General features: G+C 57.8%; 22 protein-coding genes and 1 tRNA gene. 18 read left to right on the plus strand and 5 right to left on the minus strand.

The window, feature by feature from the left end; genetic code table 11:
- Positions 1-186: 186 nt before the first annotated feature.
- From EYB53_RS04825 to EYB53_RS04835, 3 genes are all read right to left on the minus strand, one after another.
- Positions 187-1,107 carry an ABC transporter permease gene (locus tag EYB53_RS04825; RefSeq protein WP_135477087.1) on the minus strand — a complete coding sequence of 307 codons (921 nt, stop codon included), beginning with the start codon at positions 1,105-1,107 and terminating at the stop codon, positions 187-189.
- The gene (locus EYB53_RS04830; RefSeq protein ID WP_371879068.1) at positions 1,104-1,955 is read right to left on the minus strand and encodes an alpha/beta fold hydrolase; all 852 of its coding nucleotides are present in this window, start codon (positions 1,953-1,955) and stop codon (positions 1,104-1,106) included. The genes EYB53_RS04825 and EYB53_RS04830 overlap by 4 nt, the downstream gene beginning before the upstream one ends.
- A gap of 279 nt (positions 1,956-2,234) precedes the next feature.
- Positions 2,235-5,291: a S8 family serine peptidase gene (locus EYB53_RS04835; RefSeq protein ID WP_135477089.1), complete on the minus strand. Its 3,057-nt coding sequence runs from the start codon at positions 5,289-5,291 to the stop codon at positions 2,235-2,237.
- Positions 5,292-5,457: 166 nt separating this feature from the next.
- Here EYB53_RS04835 and EYB53_RS04840 point away from each other — a divergent pair.
- From EYB53_RS04840 to EYB53_RS04885, 10 genes are all read left to right on the plus strand, one after another.
- Positions 5,458-5,534, plus strand: a tRNA-Pro gene (locus tag EYB53_RS04840).
- A gap of 136 nt (positions 5,535-5,670) precedes the next feature.
- Complete coding sequence (locus EYB53_RS04845; RefSeq protein WP_167857261.1) at positions 5,671-10,491, plus strand: SdrD B-like domain-containing protein; 4,821 nt, start codon at positions 5,671-5,673, stop codon at positions 10,489-10,491.
- 30 nt (positions 10,492-10,521) lie between these two features.
- Positions 10,522-10,926 carry a TadE/TadG family type IV pilus assembly protein gene (locus EYB53_RS04850; protein ID WP_135477091.1) on the plus strand — a complete coding sequence of 135 codons (405 nt, stop codon included), beginning with the start codon at positions 10,522-10,524 and terminating at the stop codon, positions 10,924-10,926.
- A 9-nt stretch (positions 10,927-10,935) separates the two neighbouring features.
- Entirely contained in the window at positions 10,936-11,625 is a 690-nt protein-coding gene (locus EYB53_RS04855; protein WP_245860296.1) for a hypothetical protein, read from the plus strand.
- A gap of 27 nt (positions 11,626-11,652) precedes the next feature.
- Positions 11,653-12,549 (plus strand): SAF domain-containing protein, encoded by an 897-nt coding sequence (locus tag EYB53_RS04860; protein WP_135477092.1) that lies wholly within the window; start codon positions 11,653-11,655, stop codon positions 12,547-12,549.
- 37 nt (positions 12,550-12,586) lie between these two features.
- On the plus strand, positions 12,587-13,849 hold the full coding sequence (locus EYB53_RS04865; protein WP_135477093.1) for an ATPase, T2SS/T4P/T4SS family: 1,263 nt from the start codon (positions 12,587-12,589) through the stop codon (positions 13,847-13,849).
- A gap of 53 nt (positions 13,850-13,902) precedes the next feature.
- Positions 13,903-15,171, plus strand: a complete 1,269-nt coding sequence (locus EYB53_RS04870; RefSeq protein WP_135477094.1) for a ParA family protein — start codon at positions 13,903-13,905, stop codon at positions 15,169-15,171.
- An 11-nt stretch (positions 15,172-15,182) separates the two neighbouring features.
- A complete protein-coding gene (locus EYB53_RS04875) occupies positions 15,183-17,162 on the plus strand; it encodes an ATPase, T2SS/T4P/T4SS family (protein WP_135477095.1) in 1,980 nt (659 codons plus the stop codon).
- Positions 17,163-17,176: 14 nt separating this feature from the next.
- Positions 17,177-18,133 carry a type II secretion system F family protein gene (locus EYB53_RS04880; protein WP_216863575.1) on the plus strand — a complete coding sequence of 319 codons (957 nt, stop codon included), beginning with the start codon at positions 17,177-17,179 and terminating at the stop codon, positions 18,131-18,133.
- A 55-nt stretch (positions 18,134-18,188) separates the two neighbouring features.
- Entirely contained in the window at positions 18,189-18,980 is a 792-nt protein-coding gene (locus EYB53_RS04885; RefSeq protein ID WP_135477096.1) for a hypothetical protein, read from the plus strand.
- A gap of 139 nt (positions 18,981-19,119) precedes the next feature.
- On the opposite strand, the gene EYB53_RS04890 is transcribed toward EYB53_RS04885, so the two are convergent.
- Entirely contained in the window at positions 19,120-19,491 is a 372-nt protein-coding gene (locus EYB53_RS04890; RefSeq protein WP_254150894.1) for a LysM peptidoglycan-binding domain-containing protein, read from the minus strand.
- 123 nt (positions 19,492-19,614) lie between these two features.
- On the opposite strand from EYB53_RS04890, the gene map reads away from it, so the two are divergent.
- The 8 genes from map (at position 19,615) to EYB53_RS04930 (ending at position 25,284) form a co-directional block, all read left to right on the plus strand.
- Positions 19,615-20,397, plus strand: a complete 783-nt coding sequence (map, locus tag EYB53_RS04895) for a type I methionyl aminopeptidase (RefSeq protein WP_135477098.1) — start codon at positions 19,615-19,617, stop codon at positions 20,395-20,397.
- Positions 20,398-20,403: 6 nt separating this feature from the next.
- The gene (locus EYB53_RS04900) at positions 20,404-20,676 is read left to right on the plus strand and encodes a hypothetical protein (protein WP_216863576.1); all 273 of its coding nucleotides are present in this window, start codon (positions 20,404-20,406) and stop codon (positions 20,674-20,676) included.
- Positions 20,657-21,112 carry a YggT family protein gene (locus EYB53_RS04905; protein ID WP_167857262.1) on the plus strand — a complete coding sequence of 152 codons (456 nt, stop codon included), beginning with the start codon at positions 20,657-20,659 and terminating at the stop codon, positions 21,110-21,112. The genes EYB53_RS04900 and EYB53_RS04905 overlap by 20 nt, the downstream gene beginning before the upstream one ends.
- Positions 21,113-21,160: 48 nt before the next feature.
- Positions 21,161-21,577, plus strand: a complete 417-nt coding sequence (locus EYB53_RS04910; RefSeq protein WP_254150895.1) for a hypothetical protein — start codon at positions 21,161-21,163, stop codon at positions 21,575-21,577.
- Positions 21,578-21,656: 79 nt separating this feature from the next.
- Positions 21,657-23,738: a molybdopterin-containing oxidoreductase family protein gene (locus tag EYB53_RS04915; RefSeq protein ID WP_254150896.1), complete on the plus strand. Its 2,082-nt coding sequence runs from the start codon at positions 21,657-21,659 to the stop codon at positions 23,736-23,738.
- 182 nt (positions 23,739-23,920) lie between these two features.
- Positions 23,921-24,250: a hypothetical protein gene (locus EYB53_RS04920; RefSeq protein ID WP_135477100.1), complete on the plus strand. Its 330-nt coding sequence runs from the start codon at positions 23,921-23,923 to the stop codon at positions 24,248-24,250.
- The gene (locus EYB53_RS04925; RefSeq protein ID WP_135477101.1) at positions 24,247-24,624 is read left to right on the plus strand and encodes a hypothetical protein; all 378 of its coding nucleotides are present in this window, start codon (positions 24,247-24,249) and stop codon (positions 24,622-24,624) included. The genes EYB53_RS04920 and EYB53_RS04925 overlap by 4 nt, the downstream gene beginning before the upstream one ends.
- Before the next feature lie 147 nt (positions 24,625-24,771).
- The gene (locus tag EYB53_RS04930; RefSeq protein WP_135477102.1) at positions 24,772-25,284 is read left to right on the plus strand and encodes an adenylyltransferase/cytidyltransferase family protein; all 513 of its coding nucleotides are present in this window, start codon (positions 24,772-24,774) and stop codon (positions 25,282-25,284) included.
- Between the two features lie 79 nt (positions 25,285-25,363).
- On the opposite strand, the gene EYB53_RS04935 is transcribed toward EYB53_RS04930, so the two are convergent.
- Positions 25,364-26,404: an NAD-dependent epimerase/dehydratase family protein gene (locus tag EYB53_RS04935; RefSeq protein ID WP_135477103.1), complete on the minus strand. Its 1,041-nt coding sequence runs from the start codon at positions 26,402-26,404 to the stop codon at positions 25,364-25,366.
- Between the last annotated feature and the right edge of the window lie 8 nt (positions 26,405-26,412).

A 26,412-nucleotide genomic window follows, 5' to 3' on the forward strand; every position in this document is an offset into this window, starting at 1 on the left:
TCTGCGTAATCTGCGGACACTATCGAACCCTCTCGGGACTTTGCATCAGCCCTGTGCGCCTACGCCATGGCGATTGCATCACTTTTCAAATAAGACCTCACAGGTCTGCTCGTCGGCATTGGGACGCCATCATCAAGACCTGTGAGGTCTAGCCCGTTGCGCATATAACGGAAGCTCCATCCCCGCTTACGCGGCGTCGGACGCTGAGCCCTGCTTTTTAGATCTGGCACGCGTCAGGTTGTACTGGACTGGCTTGAGCATACGGATAGCAAGGACAAGGAAAAAGATCGTGAAGGCCAGGGAGAAAAAGACATAGGCGATCCAGGGTGAAGGGAGCGGCAGATCGCCTTGCGTAGAAGGCACCGTAAACCAGAGAGGACTCTCACCCTCGGCGAGGAGTCCGGCGGTGAAACCGAGGGCCATAAAGGGATGCAAACTGACTAACAGACCAATCCCATAGATAAAGAGGACATGATCACTAAACCGATTCGTCAGGATTGTAGTGACTACCAGCAGAAAGGGCAAGAGGAGTTGCACACCAATGATTGTTCCCTGTGCCACCACGGTTGCTGAGAGCGTTGTCCGCATCACCGTCGACCAAAAGAGGCCAATCGTGGCATAACAGATGGCGGTGACGATCAACCCAAGCACCCCAATAACAAATTCGGTGCCGGTGACGCCACCAAAGAGAAAGGAGAGCCCGGCCATAGGCAACGCCGCCGCGATGAGCAGCATTGCAAAAGCCAGGGCCGAGACGAGCTTGCCAAGGGCGATCTGCAAGGGTGAGAGCAGCGTGGTAATCAACAGATCATACGTCTGGCGTTCTTTTTCACCTGAGATAGCCCCGGCTGTCAGTGAAGGAGTGATCACACAGACCTGAATAAGGCTCGCCGTCATCACCGTCAAGAAGATCGCCTTGCCAATACGTCGCCCGGCCTCGGGATCATTGAAGGCACCGCTAAAGGAATCCGACGCGGCGGCATAGACAAGCAAAGTCACGCTGGCAATCAGCGTAAGATAGACCACCAGAATGATCAAGGGGCGATTCCCCCGTATCCGCCCGCGGAGCTCACGGTTCAAGACAGGGTTGTTGCGTAAGCGAATCATGTGAAGAACTGCCCCAGCAGTCGATTCACCTCTTCGGGAGCCTCTTGTTGAACCCAGTGACCAGCGCCAGGCAACCGATGCACCACCAGGTCAGTCACATAGGGGCGGGTTGCTTCAACGAGTTCCACCCCAAGATAGGGATCATCTTCGCCCCAGATAAGGCATGTTGGCACCTCACAGTGTCGCACCTTGCCACCAGTCAGCCCTTGCATCCCGCCACGGGCAGCGGCGCGGTACCAGTTCAGCGCTGCGGTCAACGCCCCAGGGACACTAATCGCATCTTTATAGGTATCGAGATCATCTTCGGTCAACGCATCGGGGCGTGTCGCCGAGGTAAGTGCCAAGCCGATCATCGCATAGTCACCCGCCTTGAGCAACAGTTCAGGCAAGAAGGGGAGGCTAAAGAGGCCCATATAGAGGCTACGCTGTTGTTGTTGCCGATTGGTACGCAGTTCTTTGGCAAAAGCCACGGGATGGGGGGTATTGAGGATCGCCAGGCGACTGACGCGATGGGGATAATTCATCGCTGTGGCCCATGCCACGGCACCGCCCCAATCGTGGCCGACGAGCAGCGCCTGCTGATGACCAAGGGCCTCGATCAACGCAACGACATCAGCTACCAGCACATCAATTTCATAACCCCAGGACGGTTTATCGGTCTGATGATAGCCACGCTGATCAGGGGCGACCACGGTAAACCGGTCAGCGAGATCCGCCAGTTGATGCCGCCACGAATACCAGAACTCAGGGAAGCCGTGCAGGAACAGAACCAGCGGCCCTTGCCCCGCTGTCACATAGTGCATCTTGATGCCATTGATCTCGAGATGGTTGTGCTGTAGTTTATTCACGTTACTTCCTTTTGTTACTTGTTGGTCACAAGTGTACCACATCCCCGTAGCTTGTGGCACCTGGGGCCTTTGGCCCCAGGGCGTGTGCAATAGTCTGGGGCGTAGCCCCAGACCCCGCGTTTCAGGTGGTTTTGCCGCCCCAGCCCCTTCGCCGGAGCTGGCGTTGCGCCAGCTGGGACTCTCCATCTGGGAAGCGCATTTGTCAGAACTGCTGGTAGAAATAAGCGCCCGGGAAGAAATAACTCACTATACGCTTATTTTCGGGGCTTCCATGCAATGCTATTCTGGCCCACTGGAAGGCGGCAATTCGACGAACTGGTTCTCATAAGAGGGGAACGGTACGGCAAGCCACGGGAGATAGGCAATGTGAGGAACATAATGTATATTGATGCGTGTCAGGCCCAGGTTGTGGCTCGTTGTGGGGCCCGGCGCACTGCCGAGCGTAAAAGCCCCGTAAAAGTGTTCACGCAGCATACTATCGTCGGGCAGTGACCAGCCAACCCTGAGTTTGAAAGGTTGGCCTATGGGTTGGTTTTGTGGCCCGGTGATGGTCAGATTGCCAGGCTCGATTGGCGTTGTTGGCACAACGGCGGTATAGAGATCAACGGTATCTACGTCCGCCTCTGAACTTGCCCAGAGCCAAACGATGATCAGGAGGTTTGCATCTTCTGCCAACCCATACTTGTCGCGCAGATTAGGCAGGCCGAACAAGTCGCACGTTTCTTCAGCCGAGTAGTTGAAGCCAAAGCATAGGACTTCTTTACTTTCAAGAATGCCGTCATTATTGTTGTCAAACCCAACAACAAGATCGACGTCAGGTGCTGTTGAATTGGCAGTTTCAACAATAATGCCCATCGTACGATCAAGCGACGGAGTGAGCACCTTCGTGTACATACGGCTGTAATATGAAAGTCTGATGCGTTGCCGATCCGGCTGCACCATTCCATAGACCGCTTGCTGAAGATCGGTGATCGCTATTGCTGTAGTATCAAGTTCAATCGTCTGTGTCAGAGCATTCGTGCGGATATTGATGGTTGCAGGAAGATTGCTATTGCGCACTTCAATAGCAAGCGGAAAGCTTGCACGCGGGAGATCACCTGTTGCTGACAGTACGGCTATTGCAGGTGTGAAGGTGAGGTAGCCTCTTGCCTCTGTCCCGCCAGCCTCAACAGCTAGCTCGCTCCCACTTGCTGTAATCGTGATGATCTGGGTTGCCCCTGGGGCAAGCGTGATCATTGCTGGCGAGACCGTTACAGCTAACCCGGTAGTGCCCGTGAAGGCTGGGGTCCACGTTGTCGTTACTGGCAAGGTACTCTTGAGTGTACGAATCCAGACACATTCCCCAAAGCAGTTGCGATTGGTGAGGCTCGGGAGATTGAGCGTTGTCACATTGCCGCCCAGGGTCGGGTCAGCTGCCGCAAAGTTGGCGGCAGTCTCATCGAGCACAAACCCGGCCCGCATTGCGCGCCCGACATTGATCCGTCCTGCGCCAACCTCAAAGGGGTCATCAGAGGTGTGCTCGGCCGTCGTCATCAAGGCCGAACGCACTTCTGATGGTGTCCACGCGGGATAGCGTTGGCGGAGCAGGGCAGCAGCCCCCGCATTGTGCGGGGCGGCCATCGAGGTGCCGCTAGCAACCGCAAACTGAGGCTCACCCGTCCAATGAACGGTCACTGCGGCAATAATACCAACCCCTGGCGCAGCCACATCAGGCTTGAGCACATCGGGGACCGTCGCATCAGGCCCACGTGAGCTAAAGTCGGCTGTTAGATCAGTTTTTGTTGTGGCCGCTATGCTCATCACCCACGGTGCATTTGAAGGTGCCCCAATGGTGGCTGCGTCCGGGCCACTGTTTCCAGCCGAGACGGAAGCGAGGATGCCTGCTTCGAGGGCATTGCGGAAGGCAAGCGCATCAGGTTCTACCCATGGGTCACGCGAATAGCCCCCAATTGAATAGTTGATCACCGCAACGCCATCCTGTGTCGCTTGATCGATTGCGCCAACAAGGGCCGATGTTGGACACCCATCATACAGACAGCCATCGTAGATGATCAGGTTTGCGTGAGCAGCTACGCCGCCGATCTGGTCAAACGTGGATCCTTCTGCCTGCACGTTCTGTAATATATTGCCGGCAGCTGTACTGGCGGTATGCGAGCCATGACCATGGTCATCGAATGGACTGGTACGCCCCATAGGGTCAAAACTCTCGCTGGACGCAGGGAAGGTATATGCTCCAACAAGCTTGGCATTGCAACGAAAGCCATCGTGATAGGCTGGACTCTCAGGGTCAGCGCAGACGCCCTTATAGACTCCTTCACCAAAAGGATTCGTATGGGTATAACCATCAGCCCCAGTTGCGGCAAAAGCTGGATTGAAAGGATCAATGCCAGTGTCAATCACCCCAACGAGGACCCCTTCCCCACGGTTGGGCAGGATCTGACCGCGGATCTTGCCAGTGAGAAAATCAGGTGCCTCGTGCAGATTGATGTAGAGTTCGCCCGCAAAGAGCGCATCTTCGACCGCCTGGCTCAGGATAACGCTACCGAGGAACTGACCATTAACAAGCTGATAGGGCGCAAGATCGACGACAGCCGGGCCGTTCGCATCCGCCGCTGCCTGGTGGATATGTGCCCCTGGCCCACTGACTGTGACGCCAATACTGCTAATGGTAAAACTAAGCATTTTGCTGGTCGCATCATAATGAAACGTCGCGCTGCCCGTTGCCTCAGAGGAGACCGGGGGAACTTCGTTGGCTCCGCCGAGGTCAGCCCGGAAGATCGCCGGGCGTGTATCAAGCTGACTCGCCCCAATAATTGACGGGCCACTATTCGTGTGCAGTTGACGATAGGCTTCACGGGTCACTTGCACAACCCCCGGAAGGGCAGCAAGTTGCGTTGCCTGCTCTGGGCTCAACACGCTGACAAACCCATTGAAGGCCGTAGCGAAGACCTGTTCAACGATGAGTTCGTCGCCGAGAACCTGTTCAGCCGCCACAATCACCTGCTGGCGCTGGAGCGCCAGATAAGCGCGATAGCGCTGGCTTGCCACCGACTGAGGATCAAGTCGGTTGGTGCCAGCAAGGCGGGGATTGGTTGCAGGGATACCTACAATGCCGCCTGTATAGGTTGCGAGTGGTGGATCGGTGAGTTGCACGATATAACGAGCCGGGCCATCGTCAGCGTGAGCCTTCGCCTTGGTCACATGCGCGTCTAAGGCGGCAGCAACGATTGAGGGTTCTGCGTGGGTACGCGTGGAAAAAGCATAGCCTGGGATAAACGTGAGCACCAGCATACTGATAACCAGCAGGCTCAAAAGAGATACAGAATGCTTTAACATAGTCCTCGCTCCTTGAGAAAAAACTAAAAGTTAAAAATTCGTATAAGAGAATGCTGTCATAAATGGATAAGTTTTAGCATATTATACCACGCACAAGCTTCCGGAAAGCTTGATCGCCGCATATTTGACTGAACCGCATGAACGCGCTATAATCAACCAGATTGAACGGGGCGTAGCGCAGACCGGTAGCGCACCTGAATGGGGTTCAGGAGGTCGCTGGTTCAAATCCAGTCGCCCCGACCAGTCAAAAAAGACGAAGGCCACTTGCTGATCAGCAAGTGGCCTTCGTCTTTTTTGTATTTCTCTTGAAAGCGCATCTTCTGGCGGGCTTGTGCGGTCTATGAGTCAGGATATTTGCCCAAGCGAGCCAGAGGGATGTATGCGTTACTATCAAGCGTTTTTGCTTCAGTTGGTTTTTCGTGGAACGGTGCTCCTCTTTTTTCTGCTTCCCCTGTTCTCTACGGCTGGTCTGGTTTTGCGGCCAGCTTCTGTCGAGGCACATGTGGCACCTGCGGGGGCTTTTGGGAGCGCGGTTGGCTGTTTGCAACAGCCGGATCAATTTATTACCAGCCGCTATGCCAATACGATGTATTTGCCTCCCGGCTCAACGACCGAAGCCGCTGCGGCCCAGAACCTCCCCGCAGTCCAGGGATTAACAATGAACGCGGCAGGTGCAATCCTTGCCACCATTGGTGATCTGGGGGCTATCTATGGTCTGGCGTATGACGATGGCGCGGTAAGTGGACGTGAACGCATTTTTGCTGCTGCCTATACAAAACGCCTGACCCCGTATGGGCCTGGCGGTCCCGGGGCGATCTATGTGCTGACCCGCACGCCGACCGGGTGGCACCTCGAGGGGCATATTACGGCCCCCGGGGCTATCGGCGTCAATCGCCCCAATTCAATTCCAGCAAATTACACCGATGAGCAGGCGATTGCCGGTGTGGGCAAAACCAGCCTTGGTGATATCACGATCAGCCCCGATGGGCGTACGCTCTATGTCGTCAACCTTGGACCCAAACGGATCGAACGCTTTGATCTGACAAGGCTGGGGTTGCCGCGCTATAGCGGTTCACTTCCCATCGATCTGAGTGTCATTTCGTCTGATCCGGCTGTCCAGACTGATTTGTGGCCGTTTGCAATTGCGTTCTGGCCCTTTTCTTCGGATCGCAATGCGCCTCATCTGGTTATTGGTTTGACCGATAGTGCTGCGCGTGGCGGTGGTGCGGCGACAGCGAGTGGCGACTATTTTCAGGTACCGCCACGGATCTATGTCCTTGCCCAACATCTGGGAGTGGGACCCTGGGCGCTCGCGTTGCACCAGGATCTTGGCAATACGCTGATTCAAGGCATTCGCCAGCGTCATGCGGGGACGCTCTTTGAAGAGGTGTATAGCCAGTGGCCTGGTCTAACCCGCAGTTGGAACCCCTGGCGTGAAGACTTGCAAGCGTTACCGCGCTTTGATAACAGCGTGTTCTATGCTCAGCCAATGTTGACGGCGATCGAGTTTCTCAACGAAGCACCATCAACTGGCTCGCCTGCAGAGGGCCGCCCGTTGATGATCCTTGGCCTCCGTGATCGCACAGGGGATCAGAGCTTCAATGGCAATGCCCAGACTCCAGCCTTTCATTACAGCTCTATTGCGCAGGGCGACACACTCACCTATCGTCTGAATAGCTCGTGGCAGTGGGTTTTTCAATCAGGTGAAGCCTACGAGGATGACGATTACCAGGGTATTGCGACTGATCCCATGCCTGCCCATATCGAAAACCATATGGGGGCGCTGGCGAGTGTCCTGAATACCCAGACCTCGGTTGAGCATATCGGGACAACGCTGGGCGTGACGGCTTTGCGTGGACGCAATGCGCAGGAGGTTCGGATCTACGAGCATGCCAGTGGAGCGGTGACGAGTGGCGCGATTTCAGGCCGCGCCCCGCTGATTGCAGGCGAGACTGCGTCGGCGTCGAAAGCCTCGAACCTGGGCGACCTCGAGGTGTTGTGCAACTACGCGCTGATTGGGGGGCGGGTATGGGATGACCTGAATGGCGATGGAATTCGTCAGACAGGCGAACCAGCGATGGGCAATGTTGCGCTCGAACTGTTTCAGGGCCTCCCTGGTTCGGCCCCGGTGATGAGCTCGACAGCCCGTGCGGTGACTGATAGCCAGGGGCGTTACCTATTTGCCGTTCCGCCCAATACCAACTTTGGCATCCGGATCACTGCCAGCGGTGGGAGTCCGGGTCAGTGGACACGGGCGACGCTGGCGCAGGCCGGGTATCATTTCACGCTGCCTCATGCGGTAGCTGACGATACGATTCGCAGCAATGTTGATCCAGCACTTGGCATCATCGAGTTTGCCCATCCCAATGAAGATCTGAGTCAGTATGCCATCCGTCCACCCTGGAATCGTGCTGATGAACGCACCTTTGATCTTGGTCTCACCAGACAGCCGCCAACGGGACGGATTGGGGATTGGGTCTGGCTTGATACGAATCGCAACGGCCTGCAAGATGATGGGGCAACTGGAGTTGCCGGGGTCACGGTAACGCTCGAAGAGTCAACGCTTGGAGCGACGCTGCCGCGGTTGGTCGATCCAGTCACTACCGGGGGGAACGGTGCGTTTGCATTCACTGATCTTCCACCAGGCCTTTATCAGGTGCGTTTTAGCAACCTGCCCTTTGTACCGACGCTGTTGAGGCAGGGCAGTGATCGCAACCGTGATAGTGATGCCAATGCCAGTACGGGGCATGCAACGGGTTGGATCAGGCTACAACCGCATGAGACGCGGAACGATCTTGATCTGGGCCTTGTGAGTGAGGCCGATCTCTGGGTAACGAAACAGGGGCCGCCCAGTGTGCGTGCCGGGGCAAGTTTTGACTATATCCTTGCCTATGGCAATCAGGGAAGCAGTGTGGCGGCAGGTGTGGAGCTTCGCGATCGCCTCCCTCCTGGCCTCACCTATGTTGCAGCGCAGCCCGCGCCGACAACGGTCAACGGGAATGAACTGCGCTGGAGTATTGGTTCACTGAATGCAGGTGGGACGGGCAGCATCCGTTTGACGGTACGAGCCGCAACAACCTTTAGCCCGCCGGATGCGGTGCGCTGGCCGGTCGAAAACCAGGCCACGATCAGTACCACAAGTTATGAGATAACAACAGCCAATAACGAAGCGCGCCACACCACCGAATTGCAGCGTCCCGAGCTTGGTCTGAGCAAAACAGCGCCGCCCCAGGTACTGGTTGGCGAGACCTTTACGTATCAACTCGACTACAGCAACAGTGGGAGTACGGCCGCCCGTAATCTTGCGATCACCGATCAGTTGCCTGCAACGGTTGCTTTTGTCGCCTTTGAGCAGAACCCTGGCAATATCTGCCATTATCGTTATGCCGGGTCTACCGTGGGTTGCACCATACCCGCCCTTGCCCCGGGCGGGCATGGCACGATCCGTTTCCAGGTTATGGCGCTACCCAACGAGGCCAGTACTATTGTCAACCAGGCCCAGATCAGCACAACTGACGATGGTGATCGTCCCGACAATAATCAGGCGACCACCACAACGCTGGTACAGTACCCGGATCTAGGCCTGAGCCTGCAGATCACCCCCCGTCCCTTGCCAGTTGGCGAGACCGGAGCAATCAACATCAGCTATCGCAATAGTGGCCCTGGGATCAGCCGGGGCAGTGTGCTGACGGTCACGCTTGATGCCGAAACGCGGGTAGGCAACCTGCCTGGCAACTGCCAGAGCATCGCACCGCTCAATGGGGAACCGCGGGTGCAATGCAATCTCGGTGAGATCAATGCACATGCAGCGGGGAGCGTGGCTGTGCCCGTGCAACTTCCAGCGACGCCCCTGGATGCGGCGACGTATGCCGCCAACACATTGACAGCCCGCGGAATCATTGCTGGTGTGACGCCCGAGCGCAGCAGTACCCTGGCGAATAATCGTGCCAGCAATCAGGTCGACGTCACGCGCCCGAATGTCTGGGTGCGGGTACAGGCTGTCAACAAGAGTCTGCCCGCCGCCGGACCGGCTGGTTGGCTCAGCTTTGTCAGGTTCCGGGTGGAATACGGCAATAACACAGCGAGTCTGACGTTGCCGCCTGCGTTACGGCATCCGGCTCACCTGACCCGCCCGGCTGGGGGGACGAGTCTGAGGATTATGCTGCCAAGCAACGCGGAACTGGAACAGGTGAGCGATGCAGCAGGGATCCCCCTTGGGGGCTACGTGAGCACGACTGATGCCAGCGGCGCACCAATGCTCGTCTTTGACTACGGGACACTTGCCGCGCATGCGAGCGGCGATCTCTACCTGACGGTACGTGTGCGTGAGCAGCCAGGGTCTATCGTTGGGCTGGCGGCGAGGATTGCAACGACAACCCCTGGTGATGAAACAATTGACAACAGTGCCGCCGATGCAACTGATATTGTTGCTCCTCCGGCGGGCATTGATGGTACGGGCGTAGTACGGCTCGCCATGCACTCAGAGTTTGATCCGAACCATGGTGGGAGTGACCCGAACGATGGAGTCTATCTATCCGAGGGGAACCGGATCACGTGGCCAGCCGGGGAAGTCCTCGATTTCACGCCACGGCTCACGGCATTACGGGTTCAAGATCCCTTGAGTGGCCTCGACCCGTTGTTGCCATATGCCTATTACGGACGCGTCGTGGGCTGGAGCATTGTGAATTACCAGGTCAACGGACGCAGCCTTGATGCGCGTAGCGACGCTGATGCGACCGGGAGGGTTGGGTGTCGGGTGGGAAGCAGCACGCTTGCGCAGACGGCGCTTACCGGTTGCACCTACATCTATCCTGGGGCAACCACGGTCGGCGGGCCAATCAATGCCATCCTGCCAACAGCCCCCCTGACCGAAAACGAGATGCAGAGTCAGGGCCATGTCTACTGGACACACCGAGGGCCGGCGGGCACCCCACTGCCAACGATGCGGTCGGATGTGTACCTCTTTACGCTTGACCCGATGGAGGAAGTACGGCTCACCGTCGAGATCGAAGTTGAAGTCTGGGTCGTCAACCTCTACCCTGGCGCACCATTAGGCGACTGGACGCTGAACCCGATCAGGATCACCAGCATTCCCGAGGTGCGCCAGATCTACCCCGAGACGTTCGGGATCACGCTGGTTGTCCCACGGAGTGTCGTTGGCCCAGGCAATCGTCCAGGTGGCGCACCAACAACCCCATAACAACAGCGGAACACCGCAAGGAGGAACGAAATGATAGTCAGACGTGAACGTGGACAGGCGATTGTCGAATTTATGTTGGTGATTGGCATCTTTCTTGCCCTGGTCTTGTGGCTGGTCTGTATCGGTCAAATCCTGTTGGCAGGCTACACCGTCAACCAGGCCGCACGTGCAGCCGCACATCAGGCTGCGCTAGCGGGAGGGGCCTCTTCAACGGCCTATGATGCGGCGGCAGCAGTGCTGAATGCGGGGGTGGGAACACGGGCCGATGCGGCGCAGGTACGGATCGAATGCCTGCGGACACCGTGCCGACGTTACGACCCGATCACGGTCAACATTGCTTATCAGGGAGCGTACTGGGCGCCGCTAGCCCCTTTTTTTAACGAATTCACCCTTGAGTCTGAAGCTGTGCGCGCTGCCGAGCGTGATCAGCAATAGGAGGTTCAGATGAAGCAAGCGCAACCAACCACCTTTGAACAAGCCTCACAGGTTGCCTCCAGCAAACGTGAGACAACGCCACTTCAAAGCAAGCCCCAGCGTTCATTGCGTGGCACTGCACCGCAATGGCAATGGCGGCGACGGCTCGGGGGGCTACGTTCGGCGAGGGAAGCGGGGCAGATCATTCCGCTGGCGGTGATCATCCTGCCCTTCCTGGTGCTCTTTACCCTGCTGGTTATCGAAGTCGCAGAGCGTTGGCTTGAAGTCGCCATGGTCGAAGATGCCCTGCAGCAAGCGACGCGCTCGGCAGTACAGCAACTCGACTATGCCGCCTTTGCCCGGGGCGAGATCGAACTACGGGGAGGAGCGGCCTGCCAGTCCGTAACCGTCGCCCAGGCCCAGGGGACAGCCTGTGCCGCCATTCTTGGGGTTGCCGCCGAACTCTTTCGCACCAACCTCACGAGTGTCAGGGGGCTCGTTGCTTCGCCAGCAAGCGTCACCGCTCAAGTACGTTGGACCGTCTTGCCGGCAGGAGGGAGTTGCACCTATAGCAACGGTGTCAATGTCCCAACGGAAACCACGCCCCTGATCTGTGCCGAGGTTCGCCCGACTATGAAGGGGTTGGTCGGGTGGGGAACCTATACACCCCTGATTATCGCAGCGGATCGACTAGAGCCTGTGACCCCGCTTATCTATTGAACTCTTTTTTGGAAAGGATCGAACACCATGACGACTATGACGCCCAACGCGCCCTCTTTAGGGCAGGCCCTGACACGGAAGAAGGCGAGTCCTTTGCCAGTTCTGATGCTTGCGGCAGGCTTGATCGCAGCGATCGCTTTTGCGGTGATGGGATATCTCGAGAGCCAACGAACCGAACAGGTCGTAGTCTTGATCCATGACGTGCCCTTTGGTCAACAGCTTGTGGCCGAAGACTTGGGCATGGTTGAGGTACCTCTGCATCGTCCGGTGCCCCTGGCGGGCATAACCGACGCGAGTCTTGTGATTGGACAGTATGCGGCACGCAACCTCGGCGTCAATGATCTCGTGCAACCAGGGATGCTTATGGCTGCACGACCGGATCAACCTGTCTATCCGAATGGCGAGCAACTGACCGTGAATATGGTGCCAGTCCCTTTCAGCGTCGCGGCGCTCGGGCCAGTGAATTACCGTGATCGGGTCAACCTTGGTTTTAGCGATCCGTCGGGCGATCCGGCGCTCTGTGATGAGGCAATTGCAGCAGCGGCAGGCGAAGCACCAAGCAGAATGACGCTCAGCCAGGGCGAACTCGGGACACCACGACCATATGCGTGCCGCCTGCTCAGTTCGGTGCGCGTGCTCTGGATCGAAGGAACTACTGCTTATCTTGAGATGACACCCTATCAGGCCCATACCATCTGGGCGCTACAGGCGGCTGGGTTGCCAATGTGGGGCGAGCGTTACGGCAGCACGTCAGAAGTCCTGAGTGCATTCGACCGGCTCGATATCGGACAGGTCACCCTACCGGCCTTGCTTGCACCGGCGCCTGAAGGCGAGGCGACTGATGTTGACGCGAACGAGCTCCCCGGGGCACAGACGTCCCTTCCTGGGGCCAATAGTCCTGTGCCTGGAAGTGAACAGCCTTGAGGCTCGCTAATGCCTACCGCAGAGAAAGAAGGGTTATATGCATACCGAGTGCGATCTGGTCGAGACCGAACTGGCGGCATGTGCAGGGCAGAGCAACGAGGAACGAAAGAGGGCGCTGCACATCAGACCTGATTATGCAGCGATCACCGAAGAGTTGCAGATGCTTGTGCGAAGTGGACGCTTCCGTGACTGCTGGGATCTGCCGCCTGAAGAAGCCTTTGCGCGCCTTGGGGTCGGCTTAGCGTTGGGGAGCGACGACTGGGTTCATATCAACTGGTACGGCCCACTCGAAATCTGGCGCGATCCCGAACATCAGGTCTCGGATATTTTGTACAACGGGCCGCCCGAAGAGCCCTTCTATGTGGTGCAACGTGGTGCGATGGTCTGTACCGGGGTCACAGCACATCCAGACTGGATTACCTGGACTCAGCATCAGTTGTTGTTACGCGATATGAAGGTTTTGCCCTATGTGCTCGACTGGCCTCCTATGGCGCAGGGCGTGGCCGACTTGCTCCGCTATGCCATCACCGGGCCACCAGTCTCACGGATGGGTCGGAGTCTCTCGATCCGGCTCTTGCCTGAGCGCTGGCGAACGCTTGATGATCTTGTGCAGGCGCACATCATTTCGCGTGAGGCTTCAGAACTCTTGCTCGCAGGACTCGCTTCGGGCGCATCGTTGCTGGTCGCGGGGCCAACGGGGAGCGGCAAGACAACCTTGACGGCAGCGCTGACGCAGGCAGTTGGGCAACGGATGCGGCTCGTCTTTGTCGAAGACGGGGGCGAACTTCCCCGTTCGCCCAACAGTCTCCATCTTGAGGCCCCGGCAGAAGAGGGTGGTTTCACGCGTGCCGTGACCTTTGCGTTGCGCCAGAAACCGAACTACATCATTGTGGGTGAGGTGCGCGGTGGCGAAGCGATGGCGATGCTCCAGGCGGCGGCCACTGGACACCCTGGCGTCGGAACGATCCACGCCGGCGGGGTACAGGGCGCCTTGCGCAATCTCGAACGGATGGCAATGCTTGGTCTCGCCGCCGAAGCAGGTGGTGGTGGTCAAGCGGCAGCGCAGATTGTCCGTGGTTTGATTACGTCTGATACGGTCAATCTGATTGTCGTCACAATCGGACAGACAGCCCGTGGACGGCGTGCCGTCCTCTCGATTGAAGAGGTCTTGCGTCAGGGAGCGCAAGGGCAGAGTGGGGATGTTTTTCCGACCAATACGCTCTTTAGCTATGACCAGTATTACGAGCGTCTCGTGCAGACTGGGAATGTCAATGCGGCGTGGGGGCTTGGCCGTTTCTGAGAAGGGCGCGGTCGTTCGGGCCACGCCGATACCGTCTAAGAGGAGAGACCTCGATGGAATTGATCATTTTTACGGCAATGGATGGTCTTGCAACGCATATCGAACAATTTCGTGATCTTGCGGTACTGTCACCATCGCAACTCGACCAGGTAAATCGCTTGATCGAAGGAACACGCCCGCCCGACGCATTGTACCTTGATGATACACGCGCGGCACCGCTCGCCGAGTTGTGGCGCACCGCCACACTCGCACGGCGAACAGGGGTACGGGTCTTCGTCAACTTTCCCGGTACCGCGCGGGCCGCCCTGAATGAGGCCCAGGGAGCCGGGTTGCCTGCCCTTGCCGAACGCGATCCTGCGGTTGTCGCCACCTGGCTGGGCGAGCAACTCGGCCTCCGCCCTGGCACGGGCCTCCGCAGCAGTGCCGTCATCGCCGTTGGCGCAGCCAAAGGCGGCATTGGCAAGACGTTCGCGACCTGTGTCCTTGCCGAAGGCCTACGGCGGCGTGGCCTGCAGGTGCTTGTCTGGGATAGTGACATCTCGAATCCAGGTCTTGTACCAGCATTTCGCGTGCCGTCTAGTGCGCCATCCTATCTGCATCTGATTCAGCGGGGACCAGCGCACTGGAATCCGACGGGTATCGAGCCGTTCATTTACCAACCTGAGCATACGCGTGGCACGGCTGAAGGTTGGGGTGCCATTGATTTTCTGATCGGCTCGCATGCTGTTGCGCGTGCCGAAAATGATGTGCGTCTGCCTGATTGGCAAGGCTTTTATCACGGAACAGCAGCCCTGAGTGGCTATGATCTCATCATTGTGGATACGCCTCCAGATTACCTACGACGTCCGTATGCCACGCATGTGCTGCAATCGGGAGGCACTGTTATCTTGCCGACGCCTCCTGGCGCACGCGAGCGAATGGGTGTAGGCCACCTGCTCGACCATTTGCGTGACCATGCCCCGGATAGTCTCGAACGGTGTACGTTGCTTTTTATCGAGCCTGAGCGTGGGGTGACGGCAACGGTCCCTGATGTTGCAGCGCTCTTTCAGCGTCGTTACCCACAGGTACGTCCACTGGGTACCTTGCCGCGAGCGCCACGGCTAGCCAGTCTTGCCGACGAGCACGACGGCTATATCTCAATGCTCGATCTCGGGCCACACTCAACGTTTGCTGGTGCAGTTCACCGTGTCGCCGATACACTCTGTGTCCGTCTCGGGCTGCAACCAACGCTCCCGATGCCACGTTCGAGTTTCTGGGCGCGGATGCATGCCCGCCTCCGCGGTGATCGGGCGCTGGTGTTGCCGACACCGGCTGTCGCGTAAGGAGAGAGCACATGCTTACCTCACATCGTCCATTGACCGTGATTGAAGATGGTGGCCTGACCAACTTGAGTCCAGTTACGTCGGGGCAAGCTCAGGCGAGTGGCCTTGATGCCCTGACGCTTCAGGCGGTGCGCGAGTCGCTGCGCGATCGCATGAGTGCCACCTTGCTTGACCCGGTGGCACCGGCATCGGTACGTGATCCAGAAGTGTTACGCGTCTTGCGTGCCGAGATTGGGCATCAGGTCGAGGCAGGGTATGGCCCATTGCGCCATTTGCCAACTGATGAACACTCACTCTTACGGCTCTTTCAAGAGGCGCTCGGATGGGGGCCGGCCCAACCATACCTGGATGATGAGCGCATTCAGGAGGTAAAGATCATTGGTGATCTGATTATGGTGCAGGAAGAAGGAGCCGATTTTAGTCTGGTTGCCGAGCGGTTCCAGGATCCACGTCAAGCCCTGGATCGGGCGATGCTTCTAGCGGCGCGCTTGAATGTACCGCTCGACCGTTCGCGCCCACAAGACACGCTGCCGCTTGCGCATGGAACACGGATGCATGTCACTATTCCGCCGTGTACACCCGATGGGACTGGCCTGATCTGCATTCGTCGCGGGCGACGCTATGCCTGGGTGCTCGATGATCTGCTGCGTCGGCGGGCGTGCGATCAGGTCGTGGGTGATCTCTTGCGCCTGCTTGTGCGGGCGGGCTGTTCCTTCATCATTGCGGGCGAGACCGGGTGTGGCAAAACGGCACTGCTCGAAGCCTTGATCAACTCGTGGCCGGGCGAGCCGCATGTCATCACGATTGAGGACAACACCCTAGAGATCAACGTTCGTCATCGGGCGTGGACGCGCGAACTGGTACAGACCGCCGTAGAACGGGGGGCCTTTGGGCGCGCAGCGCGTGAAGTCTTGCGCCAGACACCCTCGCTGGTCGCACCTGGCGAGACGCGTGCCGACGAAGCGGGGGCGATTCTTGCCGTTGCTGTCAGCGGCCATGCCGTTGTGACCACCATTCACGCCCGTTCGGCAGCGCGTGCGGTAAGCCGTTTTGCCGATTGTGCTGCCATGCCAGGCGCCTATATCTACGAAGGGCGACGTGATCATGCGCTGGAAGATACGTGCGATAACTTTCAGGTCGTGATCCACCTTGAGAAGGTGAGCGGACGGCGCTACATTGACGAAATCCTGCTCCTTGATGGTGTCGAGGCGCAGGGAGAGCGTTTACGTCCTCGGTTTGTCCCGCTGGCACGCGTGAAACATATTGAAGGCGAGGTGACATGGCAGGTCGAGGCGATCGCCCAGGGTGATCGTCTGGTCTGGCAAACAGAGGGACAAACCCCAGAGGCCTTGCAGCGCCGGTTTGAGCTATTGCAATTGCGGGCCGATGTACGTGCAGCCGCGACAACCCATGCTGCGGTCAGTGAAGCCATTGCGCGGGCAAGTGCCGTCACGCGCTCGGGCGATGCAACGCAGGCGCTGGCAATCTTGCGGCGAGCCTGGAGTGATCGCCGCGATCAACGGCTTGTCACTGCGGCACAGCGCGTCCTTGAACTTGATCTCGAGACTGCCAGCACGATGGCGACCCAGTCGCGTCAGGCCGAGTCCACTATTCAGGCGGCGCTTGGTTCACGTCGTTGGCCTGACGCACGCGCCGCCTATGGCGAAGTCATGGCGGATCTCGCGATCGTCGCAGCCCACAGCCCCGCGGGGGGGTGGGAGCGCCTTGAGCGCACGATTGCCGCTGGTGAAGACCGTGACTACCTGGCCCGGTCTCAGATTGCCGAGGCCCGGTTGGCCCTGACGCAAGGTCGTGCCCGCGATGCCGTTGACTTGTTGACCCAGTGCGATCCGATGGCCCTATCGAAGAGCGTAGCCCTTGAGACGCTCGCAACGCGGCGCGACGCACTCGGCATCTTACACGCCGCCGGTGAGATTGGTGGAGACGCGCTCGGCCCGGTGCAGGCTGCGCTTGAAGCTTTAACTACTTGACCAGGGATACGACGATGATACCACTGCTTGTTGCGATTACCCATCCCGAAACCGCGTGGCTGATCCACGCAGTCATGCCTGTGACTGGCTTGCTGACGTTGCTGATCCTTGCCACCCTCGTACGTCCTGCCCTGATTAGGCTGACGGTCACCTTGCAAACAAAACGGCAGCGGCACAGGCTTGCCACGATGCCTGAGCATATGCGTCCTGATCTTGCCTTGCTCTGGGCACCTGTGGTGATCACGCCAACGCAACTCGTCACAACTGGCCTTGCGCTTGCGATCATGCTCAGCATCGGATTGGTCCTTTTTGCCCCGCTGAGTCTCGCGCTCTTGCTGGGGCTACCACTGACCGCTATGCTCGTGTGGGCAATGGTGCTGGTCGCTCAACAGCGTTATATACATCAACTCGATCAGCAATTAACCGCTGCTGTGGGGCGTCTGAGTGCGCTGCTCAAAGCAGGAACTGGTTTACGTCCTGCGCTGGAGCGGGTGACCGTCGATCTTGGTTCCGGCCCCTTGCAGAGCGAATGGAGCTACCTGATTTCGCGCCAGGGGATGCCCTTGGAAGGAGGAGGCATTGCCACCGCACAACAGGTGGTGATTGCGCTGGCTGATCAGACGCCCTCACGCCGCCATGCCAACTTGCTCAACCATCTAGGGGCCTCGGTCGGGCAACCACAGGATGTGCTGGCGCGGCGTTGCGAAGCAGCCTATGCCGCGCTGCAAGCGTCGGATCGCCGACGCGACGAAGCACGCACTGAACTTGCCCAGATGCGGTACAGCGGAGTAGCCGTCGGGCTCGCCGGCGTAACCATGGCGCTCTATCTAGCCTGGACCCAGTGGGAACGGGTTATTGTCGCTTACACCACCCCGCTGGGCATGCTTGTCGCCCCGATCGTTGGCCTGGCCCTGATCTTGCCAGTCCTCGGTGGCTTCGCACTCGCCCAGGTTGAAGATGCCGACTATTAGGTTCTGCTCACGCAGAGCAGAACATCAACCTTCTTGAAAGAATAGAGAGGCCCCTATGCCTGATCTTTTCCTCGCTCCTGGAGCGCCATTCTATACGATGGCGCTCGCGGGTGGACTCTTCAGCCTTCTCGGACTCACCATTGGTGGCCAACGTTTGTCCCGCCGTTCCTTCACCTTTAGCAACGCACCGTTGACGGCAACAGGGCGGTTGCTCGCCGGGCAACTGGCTGGCCTCAGCCTGGCCGCTCTGCTATTGGGGGCGGCCCTGGGGAGCGGTGTCAGGGGGAACCAGGCGAACCTGCTGATTTGCGCTGCACTCGCGGCGTATCTTGCGCTAGGCTTTGTCTTGCCGCGCCTCCCCCAACTGCGTCACGAACGGCAGGCAGCAGCATTACGGCGTCTCACGCCGGGCTTTATCAGCTTTGTACGGGTCGCACTAGGCAGTTTTGAAGCACCGATTGAAATCATGCGGCGGTACACCCGACGACCACATCCACGTCTTGCCGTGATGCAAACGCTGGTGAGTGACGCGCTCGAAACAGGGGCTGATCAGCGCCTACGGCCTTTTGCCGCCCTGAGTCTTACCGCACGCGACCGAGGGTGTCGCGAACTCTGCGACGTAGCCGATGCGCTTGCCCAGGCCGAGGCCGAAGGAGCACGGGTAGAGACCGTGCTTGCTGCCCATCAAGAGACCCTTGAACTGATCTTGCAGGGCGAATTCAAGCGCATGATCCGTCGTCGCACCATGTACCTGCTCTTGATGGTTGCCATCAGCCTTGTTGTCGGCATCCTGGCGAATCTCCTGTTTGTCATGACTGCCGGAGGGAGCCTTTTTAGCAATATCTGAGAAGCTGTCGGCGGACGTCAGACCTGCCAGGTATGCGCCGGTACACCGCTCCGTTCCCCCAAGGCTCCCGGCGGCGCACACCTGGCCGGTCTCCCGCGACCAAGCCGCTCGCGCTCCCGACCCGCGCAGTCTTCGCGCTTCATGGCGTAGACAATGTCGGGGTTGGGGTCAGCAAGGGCACAGCCCCTTCGGTGACGGGAGTCCGCAAAAGCGACGGAATGATCAGCGTCTGGCCAGGTTGGAGCGCATTGGGATCAGTGATACCATTGGCAACCGAGAGTTCATCAATGGTTGTATTGAAACGGAGGGCTAGGTCACTGAGCGTATCACCAGGCTGAATCGTATAGAGAGCAGCTGGAGTTGGGCTTGGGAGAGCGATCAACGCAAAAGCGGTTGCGGTTGCATCAATGTCAAGGGTAGGTGCCGGTGTAATATCGAGCACTGCTGGCAAGGTCGGCAAAACACTCTGTGGTGGTTCGGGCACACATGCCACCAGAATAAGCAGCAACAAACTTGCTCCTAGCACACGGGTCAGGGGTCGTTGAAAAAGATACACTGGGCTCCTCACTCACTCGAAAGAATCGGGTATACTATAGCTGATGAAGTAACATAATCTGTCTAGTCAAGGTACGACATGGCCATCACATTGAAGAGTGCGCGTCAGATCGAGTTGCTACGCGAGTCAGGGCAACTTGTGCGTGAAACCTTCGAACTTCTGCGCACTCAGATTAGGCCGGGGATCACCACGCTGGAACTGGATGCCATTGCCGAGGATTTTATCCGGTCGCGTGGGGCCGAACCAGTCTATAAAGGGTATGTACCCCAACGTCGCCGCGGTTGGCCCGCAACGCCACCGTTTCCGGGTACGATCTGTGCTTCGGTCAATGACGTCATTTGCCATGGTATCCCCAGCAAGAAGGTTCGCCTCCGTCAGGGCGATATTATCGGCATTGATATTGGCCTGCGCCTCAACGGGTGGATCGGCGATGCCTGCGAGACCTTCCCGGTCGGCGAAATTGATGAAGCGACTCAGCGCTTGCTGGATACCGCCCGTTATTGCCTCGAACTTGGGATTGAGCAAGCGCATCCTGGCAAAACGCTTGGTGATATTGGCGCGGTCATTCAGCGTTATGCCGAGGGCAATGGATTCAGTGTCGTGCGTGAATATACTGGCCATGGTCTGGGACGAAACCTCCACGAAGATCCCACAATCCTGCATTATGGTGAACCTGGAACAGGTCGTAAAATTATGACCGGGATGGTCTTTACTATCGAGCCAATGGTCAATGCCGGCGTTGCCGAGACAAAGCTTGAACGTGATGGCTGGACCGTCCGCACTGCTGATGGCAAGCGTTCGGCTCAGTTTGAACATACCCTTGCTATTACGGATCAAGGTCCGCTTTTACTAACTGCATAAATATACATGACAATACCACTCGAAACCCAATTAATCATGGCTCTGGTGGATGAAGATCACGACGAAGCTCACCGGATTGCTGCCTTGTTACAGGCACGTGGCGTCGATATGACGCTGATCGCAAGCTTGATCGAGGATCATCCCGACCAGGAAACAGCCCTCTATGCTGTCCTGAACGATGTTATACCGCTGTCACGTCGCGCTGCCAAACGCCGGGCAATCCGCGCTGCCGAAGAGCGCGATTGGGGCGATTGGAACGATGGTCGCCGTCAATCATAATTGGCCAACAGCGGTATATATATCTATTGTACACCTGCCCTACTATACCATGACGCAAAAACGAGCCAAAAAGATCCGCCAATCAAGAACTCTTCTGATCGTTTCCAGCGTGCTGATCGTTGCAGGAGCGTGCGAGATGCTGTTGCTCGCCCGGTTGGTAGCGCGTGCGCTTGCAGCACGCCCCGATAATCCGGCGATCATGGTATTGTATACGGTGACAGCCCCTTTCGCGAGGCCCTTTGATTTCTTGAATGCGACCCAGCCGCCTTTCGGAGCTGTGTTGGAATTCTCAACCCTGCTGGTCGCCCTGCTGCTGCCGCTGCTTGCCCTCCTGATCTGGCACTATGCAAGCAAGCACCACGATGATGTGTCCACCAGGGGCAATGACGCATGGCAGGCGAGCGCAACTAACCCCTCCGAACGAACGTCAACATAAGAGGATGTGTTGTTCGTTGGAAGTGCCAACTGCATGAAGTTGCGCTAGATGGTAACGATGCTAGAAAACCTTAGTACTATTTTTTTCTGGATCCTGGTTGCGATGGGTGTTGCACTGATCATCGCGGTGGTCGGGTTGGCCTTGATGTGGCACCAGATCAAGGCGCTGCGTGTGCCATACCACGCGGGCTTTTTTACGACCCTCCAGTATGTTCCGCTCTCACTGGTCATTTTGCTCGATTTGCTCGATTTTGCGCTCGATATTTTTGCTGCGCCGATTAGTTGGATTACCCTCGATCGCCTCGGGCTACGTGGCTTGCGCAATAAGGCGGCGCTTGAGGCGCTGATTCCCTTTACTCAGCCGATTCCAACGTTTACCATTGCCTGGATCGCAACCCGTCTGCTCGATCTTGATGATACGGTTGTACCACAATTCATTGCTGGGGATGACCGTTCCCATGGATAGTTGTTGTTTTGTCGAGGAGCAAGGTTAGCGTAGCTAACCTTGCTCCTCGACGGTAGCGTTGAGGGCGGTGAGGAGCAAGATGATGACGGATGAGCCGGTACGCTTCAGGGGGGCCTGTCCCCACGATTGTCCCGATACGTGCGCAACGATTACCGAGGTACAGGATGGACGGGCCGTTCGGTTTTATGCTGATCCAGAGCATCCGGTGACCCGCGGCTGGCTCTGCGCCAAGGTGCGCCCCTATCTTGAGCGAGTCACGAGCGATGAGCGCCTGCTCTATCCGTTGCGGCGGGTCGGTCCAAAGGGTGCAGGTCAGTGGCAACGGATCAGTTGGGACGAGGCGCTTGCCACCATTGCTGTCCGTTGGCAGGCGATCATTGCTCAGTATGGAGCAGCGGCCATCCTGCCCTATTCGTATAGTGGAACCCTGGGCCTGGTGCAGACGGTGATGATGGATGCACGTCTCTGGGGGCGGATGGGGGCAAGTGGGCTCGAGCGGGCGATCTGTTCGGCAGCGGCCCACGCAGCAGTGATGGCAACCCTCGGGGCGCGCCATAGTGCCGATTATGCTGATGTGCGTCAGAGCAAACTGGTCTTGATCTGGGGGCACAATCCCGCGAGTACCGGGCCACATTTTATGCCCTTTCTCCGCGAGGCGCAGAAAGCCGGTACCTATGTGGTTGTCATCGATCCGCGCCGTACGCTGACGGCACGCTCGGCGGATGAACATCTGCAGCCGCGTCCCGCGACTGATGGGGCGCTGGCCCTCGGGTTGATGCATGTGATCTTTGCCGAGGGTCTGCACGATGAGCCGTGGCTTGAGGCGTATAGCCATGGCTGGCGTGAACTGCGCGAACGAGCCAGTGCGTATCCGCCTGATCACGTTGCCGCCATTACGGGGATACCTGCCGAAACTATTATCAACCTGGCTCGCCGTTATGCGACGACGAAACCAGCCCTGCTCAAGACAGCCGACGGTGTGCAGCGGCATCAAAATGGGGGCCAGATCTTTCGCGCCTTGCTCTGCTTGCCTGCGCTGGTTGGGCAGTATGGTGTACGGGGTGGTGGCCTGGCATATTCAACTGGCGGCTACGCCACCTGGGATGCCGAGGCGCTGAGCCATCGCAGCGAGTGCCCACCTGTGCCGCGGGTGATCAATATGAATCGCCTTGGGGCAGCCCTGACTGGCGAAGCGACCGATCCTCCGGTGAAGTCACTCTTTGTCTACTGTGCGAATCCGGTGGCGTCGTCGCCCAATGCGAGCCTGATCGTCGAGGGTCTCAAGCGTGAAGATCTCTTTACGGTGGTACACGAGCAATTTATGACCGATACCGCCGACTATGCCGATCTCGTCTTGCCTGCGACAACCCAGCTTGAGCATACGGATCTCCATCGGGCCTATGGGCATCGGTACCTGCAATACAATCATGCCGCCGTTGTGCCCCCCGGCGAGTGCAAGAGCAACTGGGACGTGAGTCGTCTGCTCGCCCAGGCAATGGGCTATACCGAACCCTGGCTGCACGAGAGTGCGGAAGAGGCGCTTGCCGGGGTGCTTGAAGCTTCGCGGGCGACGAATCCCTATCTCACCGGCATTACCCTCGAACGCCTGCAACAAGAGGGGACGGTGCCTCTCTCCTTTACCGAGGCAACCGACATTCCTTTTGGGGATCTGCGTTTTGCGACGCCTTCAGGCAAAGTCGAACTCGTCTCGAGTCTGATGGAAGCGCGTGGGCTTGACCCCTTGCCCAACTATGAAGAACCGGACGAGTATGTCGCGGCAAGGGCGCATGGTGCAACCGATGGGCTGATCCTCATTTCGGGCGCATCGCACCACTTTGTCTCGTCGAGTCTGGCGAATCAACCGAGCCTGCGGGCCAAAGAGGGCGAACCATTCATTGAAATACATCCATCTGATGCGGCGCAACGTCAGATCAGTGATGGCGCGTATGTGATTGTGGAAAACCAGCGGGGTTGGTGTGAACTGCGTGTCCGCGTTACCGACGATGTGCCACCTGGCGTGGCTGTGGCTCCCAAAGGCCCCTGGGCGAAATTCTCCCGTCATCAGCGCAATATCAACTGGACCACCCCCGATGCTCTGGCTGATCTCGCTGGACAGAGCACGTTTCATTCAAATATTGTCTATATCCGACCTGTCTCATAACGTTGCTTCGGTGATGGGGGCTGGAGCTTTGGGGGCCTGCGGCCTCCAGGAATCTTTCTTTGGCTGAAAAAAAGCCAGCGTAGCTGGCTTTTTTTCAGCCAAAGAAGCCAGGTTTTGGGGCGTAGCCCCAGCAATCCTTGTTGCTCTGGTTGGGAACCAGAGCAACAAGAGGAATTTTCTGTATGAACTTCTTCCGGCGTTTGTTTGGCGGTCAGGCTCAACAAGAAGATCCTGCGCTGCATCTCTATGTGCAGTGCAGTCGTTGTGGCGCACCGGTGCATGTGCGGGTACATCGCTACAATGATCTCACGGTGCTCTACGATGACAACGAGAGCGTCGGAGGCTACCATTTGCGGAAAGAGATTATGGATGCGCGCTGTTTTCGGTTGATGTATGCGGAACTCACGTTTGATCGGAAACGCAATGAGATAAGCCGATCGATCGAGGGTGGCGAATTCATTACGCAGGAAACATATGCCCAACTTGTGGCCGAGCAAGCGAGGTCGGTGTGAAGGTCTCACCGGCTTTTTTAATTCCGCTGGGGGTGAGTGCGCTGCTTGGCGGCATCGGGGGGAGTGCGTTTCGCTGGGTGGGCCCCGAGCAAGCCTGGAATCTCTTTACCGCGGCTTTTCTCTGGACCCTGATTTCCGCAGCGGGAACAACCATTGGTCGCTTTGCCGGTGAACGGGTGCGCCGGGGCAACTGGCGCCGCGGGCTCTGGCTGGCGCATACCCAGACTTTTCCTTTGACGACGGTGTTTCTAGGGGCAGCGCTGCTCGTCGGTGCGCCTTCGGGTGGATCAGTGGTGGTGATTCTCTACCTGTGTACGCTGGTAGTTGCAGTTGCGATGAGTTTGCTTGGCGTATTAAGCTCGCCCTATCGCTGATTCAGTGCAAGACGTTGCACAGAAGCTTGACTCATTTTGACGCAAAGGCGCAGAGGCGCAAAGCTACGCATGGAGATGGATCAAACCTTTGCGTCTTTGCGTCTTTGCGTCAGAAATGTAATGCACAGAATCAAAAGGCACACACGTATGGCGATTTGTACGTTGGAGACGCTGGTTAAGGAACGTGCGCATTGGGGTGAGCAGGGTTTGCGTGTGGTGTTCACCAACGGGATCTTTGATCTGCTGCATGCGGGCCATGTGGAGTATCTGACGAGGGCGCGGGGGCTTGGGGATCGGTTGATTGTCGCCCTCAACTCGGATGCGTCGAGCCGGGCGCTCAAAGGCGCGCAACGTCCGCTGATTCCTGAGGCGGATCGGGCGTTGCTGTTGAATGCCTTGCGCCCGGTTGACTATGTGACCGTCTTTGCCGAGTTGACTGCCGAGCGCGTGGTGGCTGCGTTGCGCCCCGATCTCTATGTCAAAGGCGGCGATTATGCCAGCACGCCCGATCTTTCACCAGATCTGAGCCGCTTGCCCGAGGCAAGACTGGTGCTCAGCTATGGTGGTGAGGTGCAACTGTTGCCATATAGCGCCGGTCGTAGTACGACCACGTTGATCGAGCGGATCGTGACCGTCTATGGGCGTGATCCCGTGGCGTAGAACGAAGCCTCCAGAAAACCCTAATGGTGCGCACACACGATGCCAACGCAGTTCGCATCGTGTGTGCGTACCATCAGAGTTAAAAGAAGACCTTGACTACCTTGAGAATACCCTGGTTCCAGGGTACGCGGTGCGAAACGCCGGTGGCATTCTGGAAATCGCTGAGGTGGTCGATGTACCAGCGATAGTTGCGCACCAACGCATCCTTGTTGGAGTATTTTGGTTCAAACCCGAGGATGCGGGCGGCTTTCTCCACCGAAACAAAAGAATCTTCGGTGACCGTGCCATAGGCCCATTTGTAGACCGGCGAAAGCTTGAGGCGTTCGAGCACCACCAGGGCTGCCGTCATCGGGGCCGCCGGGAAGGTGATAATCTTTTTGCCAAAGCCGGCAGCATCCAGAACGGCCTGAAAATCCTCTTTGATAGTTGTAAAGACTTTGGCACCAATATTGAAGGTGTCATTGACCTGTTCGCGCTCAAGCGTTGCACAGCGATAGATGGCTTCGCACAGGTCTTCAACATCAAGCAGTTGATAACGATTCTTGCCGTTGCCTGGCAGCGGGAAGTTTTTGCCGTCTTTGGCCCAATCATAGAGCATCGCAAAGATGCCGAGGCGCTCGGGGCCAATAAATGATTTGGGCCGCAGAATCGGGACGCACATGCCGTGTTCACGATAGCTGAGACAGATCTCTTCGGCTTTGACCTTGGCTTCGCCATACGGCCCGACCCCATCCATTGGATCGCTTTCGAGCAGCGGGTGATGGTCGGGAATGCCATAGACGGCTGTGGTTGAGATGTGGATAAAACGCTCGACATTCTGGGTCTGCGCTGTCTGAATGACATTGCGCGTGCCGTCAATATCGGTCGAAAAGATATCGGCGGGTTTGTAGAGAGGGAGGGCCGCAGCGGTATGGACAACGATGTCAACCCCGGCCATAGCACGTTCAACCGCGGCCTTATTACGAATATCGCCAGTATGCACTTCGACGCGATCACGTTCGGGGTAGTCGAAGGGGGCAATATCAAGCGAACGCACAGCATAGCCGCGCTCAAGCAAATAGCGGGCCAGGTTGATGCCTAAAAACCCGGCACCACCAGTAATCAAAACCGTTTTACTCATATTCAAGG

The sequence above is a fragment of the Candidatus Chloroploca mongolica genome, from assembly GCF_004762035.2.
GTDB classification, from domain to species: domain Bacteria; phylum Chloroflexota; class Chloroflexia; order Chloroflexales; family Chloroflexaceae; genus Chloroploca; species Chloroploca mongolica.